Source organism: Sphingobium sp. DC-2, assembly GCF_000722555.1.
Classification (GTDB): domain Bacteria; phylum Pseudomonadota; class Alphaproteobacteria; order Sphingomonadales; family Sphingomonadaceae; genus Sphingobium; species Sphingobium quisquiliarum.
Map to the genome: position 1 here is coordinate 1 of NZ_JNAC01000037.1, position 4,484 is coordinate 4,484.

The 4,484-nt window shown below is 61.5% G+C and carries 5 protein-coding genes and 1 pseudogene; 1 reads left to right on the plus strand and 5 read right to left on the minus strand.

What is annotated here, in order from left to right:
• The first annotated feature begins 245 nt into the window (after nt 1–245).
• Nucleotides 246–470, plus strand: a complete 225-nt coding sequence (locus tag ET21_RS25690; RefSeq protein WP_037470500.1) for a YodC family protein — start codon at nt 246–248, stop codon at nt 468–470.
• A 139-nt stretch (nt 471–609) separates the two neighbouring features.
• Here the strand turns inward: ET21_RS25690 and ET21_RS26995 are convergent, their stop codons facing one another.
• From ET21_RS26995 to ET21_RS0108000, 5 genes and pseudogenes are all read right to left on the minus strand, one after another.
• Nucleotides 610–1,065 carry a LysR family transcriptional regulator gene (locus ET21_RS26995; protein WP_202807115.1) on the minus strand — a complete coding sequence of 152 codons (456 nt, stop codon included), beginning with the start codon at nt 1,063–1,065 and terminating at the stop codon, nt 610–612.
• A 119-nt stretch (nt 1,066–1,184) separates the two neighbouring features.
• Nucleotides 1,185–2,597, minus strand: coding sequence for an IS3 family transposase (locus tag ET21_RS28760; protein ID WP_223811437.1), 1,413 nt, complete (start codon nt 2,595–2,597; stop codon nt 1,185–1,187).
• 15 nt (nt 2,598–2,612) lie between these two features.
• Nucleotides 2,613–3,023 (minus strand): annotated as a pseudogene (locus ET21_RS28765) (pirin family protein); the annotation flags it as partial.
• Between the two features lie 30 nt (nt 3,024–3,053).
• Complete coding sequence (locus ET21_RS0107995) at nt 3,054–4,187, minus strand: FUSC family protein (RefSeq protein WP_051768058.1); 1,134 nt, start codon at nt 4,185–4,187, stop codon at nt 3,054–3,056.
• Between the two features lie 73 nt (nt 4,188–4,260).
• Nucleotides 4,261–4,484: transporter (locus ET21_RS0108000; protein ID WP_030539244.1), on the minus strand; the 224-nt coding region annotated here is incomplete at its 5' end.

The window sequence follows — 4,484 nt, forward strand, 5'->3', positions numbered from 1 at the left end:
GGGTCCCTTTTGCGCGCCGATAGGGGGTCCCGTTTGCACGCCGATTGACAACCTGTCCGGTCGAGCGCAAACTCTCGCCGCTATCGAGCCCGCGAGCTGATACTTGGCATTACTTGGACGATTGAAGTGCTGATTGATAAAAAAGAGTAGAAAATCACGGCCCGTTTGGCCGGCCATCTCGCAAAACGCAGCAATGCAACCTAACTTTGAGTCGATATGAAAGCTTCGAGCGAGAGGGGGGGATTATGGAGTTTGCGCCGGGCGATACGGTTCAGCTGAAATCGGGCGGACCGATCATGACGGTTGAGCAGGTCGGCGAGTATTGGTCGATCGAAGGCACCGCGGTTTGGTGCGTGTGGTTTGAGAAGGTTGGCAACAAGCAAGTCGCCTCGCGGGAGACATTCGCCGCTGTTGCGCTGGATAAATCCGAGCGACCTGGTTTCGCGTCGTTTCAGGTGACGCGAGGCTGATCGATGATCCGGGGGGCGTTCATCGGCATCGATCGGCATGCGGATCCCTTTATCGGTGATCTGACGGGAGCTGCGCGCGACGCCACTGCCTTGTGGGCGGTGCTGTCGGATAGCATCGCCGACCTCGACGCACCCCTCATCACGGACGATGCGGCGACAGTGGTTGCGATGCGCGATGTTCTCGATGCGACGCTAGGCGCTGCGGATGAAGACGATGTGGTGATCCTCGGGTTCGCCGGACACGGAAATCCTGACAGTCCCACTTGATCAGCATGGGCAGAAGCCCGTGCGACGCGGAACCGACGAAGGCGATCCGCAACCGACCCGCGCCGCCTGCGCCAACCAGCCGCGTCTCGCGCTGCGCCGTATCCATCCGGTCGAGGATCTGCCGCGCGTGATCCTGCAACACGACTCCTGCCTGCGTCAGGCGGATCTGGCTACGGCTGCGGTCGAATAGCTGCACGCCCAGAGACTCTTCCAGCGAGGCGATCTGGCGCGACAGTGGCGGTTGCGCCATGTCCAGCCGCGTCGCGGCGCGCCCGAAGTGAAGTTCTTCTGCCACAGCAAGGAAATACCTGAGCTGGCGGAATTCCATTGTCTCCTCCCAGAGCGGAACCCGAGATGGAAAAACCTTTCAGGTTGTCCGTCGTCAGAACATTTGGCACAACTCGCGGCGTAAATTAGCGGAGTGCGGGCCTCGTCCTGGGGTTGATATTAAGCGGCGATCTTGCGGTGGAGCAAGCGGCGATGTTCGATGGTCTTCCGTTTGATCCTTTCGCGCTGTTTGATGATGGCATCGGCCCTGCCGAAGTAGGCGTCGGCGGGCGTCACGTTGTTCAGGCTCTCGTGGTAACGTCGGTGGTTATAATGCTCGACGAAGGCTTCGATCTGGGCCTCAAGGTCACCGGGCAGGAAGTAATTTTCGAGCAGGATGCGATTCTTGAGGGTCTGATGCCAGCGCTCGATCTTGCCCTGGGTCTGGGGATGCATCGGAGCTCCGCGCACATGGCTCATTTTCCGGGCCTCGATATATTCCGCCAGTTCACCCGCGATGTAGCTCGGGCCATTATCCGACAGCAGCCGAGGCTTGTGCAGCACCGTTGCGCTGTCGCAACCCGAGGCCTCGAGCGCGAGGTCCAGCGTGTCGGTGACATCCTCGGCTCGCATGTTGGTGCACAGCTTCCAGGCGATGATGTAGCGCGAGAAGTCGTCGAGCACGGTCGACAGATAGACCCAGCCCCAGCCAATGATCTTGAAGTAGGTGAAGTCGGTCTGCCACATTTCGTTCGGCCGCGTCGTCTTGGTGTGGAACGCATCGGCTGCCCTGATCACGACGAAGGCCGGGCTGGTAATCAGATCATGGGCCTTGAGCAGGCGATAAACCGTGGCCTCCGACACGAAGTAGCGCTTCTCGTCGGTGAAGCGCACCGCCAGTTCGCGGGGCGACAGATCGGTTGTATCCAGCGCCATGTCGATGATCTGCTGCTGGATATCGTCGCCGATGCGGTTCCACACCCGGCGCGGGGCCGATGGCCGATCCTCCAACGCCTCCGGGCCGCCTTCGAGATAGCGGTCGTACCAGCGATAGAAGGTCCGGCGCGGGATGCCCAACTGCTCCGCAGGCGCGCCCGGCTCGGGGGGCAAAGGGGTAAAACTGTCGTGATCAAGGTCGGGCAGCTTCATGCGACCGGCGCGCCAGTCGGCCTTGGCCTGCTCGATCCGTTCCTTCGACGACGACACGAAATTCCAGTCGATGAAGCGCGGTCCAAGCGGCTCGCCGCCCAGCGCCATGACGATAGCCGGCGTTTCCGCCTTGATCGTAACCAGTGCGCCGGGCGTCAGCACCAGCATCTGACCAGTGTCGAAGCGCTGGCCCGCCACGGTGACTGTACCCTCGGCGACATAGATGGCGCGCTCAGGATAATCCGCGGGGAGTTCGGCCCGGGCTCCGGGCGCCAGCGCCCAGTGAAGATAGAAAAGCGGCGAGTGTGTCTGGACATCGGCATGTAGACCCAGCGCCGTGCCCGCGACCAGGCGGCCCCAGACGCCATTTTCCTCGAACGTAGGCAAATCCTCCGCGCCGTGATGGGCAAAGGCGGGATCGGTCTCCTCGTCTGCTTCGGGCAATGCGACCCAGGCCTGGATGCCATGGACCCGCCCACCCTCGCGGCGCGCCCGTTCGAACCGCTCCGAATGAGTGATGCCGCGCCCGGCGGTCATCCAGTTGACCTCGCCGGGCCGGATCGCCTGTTCCGAGCCGATGCTGTCGCGGTGCATGATTTCGCCGTCGAACAAATAGGTCACCGTCGACAGGCCGATATGCGGGTGCGGCAGAACATCGACCTCGTCCGGGATGCCGGCGGCAAGATCAATCGGACCCATATGGTCGAAGAAGACGAACGGTCCTACCATCCGCCGCTTGGCGAAAGGGAGGACCCGTCCGACATCGAACCCGCCCAGGCTGCGGCGGCGTTGGGTGATGACCAGATCCAGCATGCGACCTCCCAATCTATCTCGAGCCCTAATAACATCTAGCTTGCCCCTCAATGTCATTCGATCATCAGTGAAACATTTTGGGTGCGTCTAGGCGACGCGCATATCCGAGGCCACATTGAGGTCTTTCTGCGCATTCGGCGCGTGTCCGCCATATTCGTCGATTCGAGCTGCCAAATCCTTGAGGTTCTCGCTCAGTTGCTCGAAGCTGAAGGCCAAGCCGAAAATGCGTCCGACCAGTTCGTCGGGAAGATTGCGGGTAGTCCCGGCCTGGCGAGCTTGCGCCATCGCCGCCGCGTGGGTAGCCAGCATTTGGCTGACCTCCACCATGGACGGCGCTTTCTCCCGGTTGGCGAGCGCCTGCGCACCCTGTCGAAGGTAGGTTGCAATCGCGACTGCTGCTCGCTCGGCTGCTTGCGCCAGTGGCGCAACCGACGGGGCGGCGAAAGACCTGTCCATCGCGCGGCCGATCATGGTCAGGTCGTTTCGAAGCCGTCTGAGTGTACGGCAGACAGGCTGCGGATCCGGTGCGTTGACCAGATAGCTTCTGCGTTCGCGCGAAGCTTCCTCCGCTATGCTTTCCGCCTGTGTTATTGCCTGGCGGATCTCATGATGGAGCTCCATTACCGCCTTCGGATCGCCGTGGTCGCTCATCGACCTGGACAACTGGTCACTCAGGTCAGCCAACAGACCGAGTGTGCGGCTGACGACCCCGGCGAGCGTCTCATGCGCGCGCACCGGGAAAACGACCAACGCCACAACCATGGCGACAATGCTGCCAACCCCGACCTCGAATATCCGGTCCAGGCCGGTCCAGCGCGGATCGCTTCCCTGCAATGTCGGCGTCAGCAGCAAGATCACCGCTGTGATCGGCGCGATTCGATAGAATGGCTTGAACGCCGCAAGCAGGGCCAGCGGGACCAGCGTGATGGTCAAGGCCAGCCCCATCGCCTGTGGGGTATCATGGGCAACCACAAGCAATACGCAAACACCCCATAAGGCACCCCCGATCGAGCCGGCGAACCGGTCGAATGTCGCTTTTAGCGATGCGCCGACACTCGATTGCATGACGATGATGGCTGTCAATATCGCCCACTGACTCTGCTGGAGAGCGAGGGCGTGACAGAGAAGAAAGGTCAGCAGGCTGGCAACGACGATGCGCGTGGCCAACCCGAGCCGTACCGAACTGCGCTGAAACCACTTTATCGGATGGATGTCTTTCATCGTACCGTCGGATCCTGTCACGCTCGTGGTCAGGCGGAGGCTGCGTTATGCCTTCCAGAGAGGCCGGGCGCGATCAAAACCGGAATACGCTCTTGATCCAGAACTTGTCTCCCTGCGGGCGATTATGCGCCATGAATTCATGCTGCCACTGGAACGTAAGCGGCACCTTGCCGAAGGTTGTACGGACCACAGGGCCAAGCGCCAGGACTTCGCCCCTGAAGCCGTCATTCCCGACCCGGATACCCGCCTGGGCTCTGTTGCAAAGATTGGCGGCAGTCAGAGGTAGGCTGTCGCTCT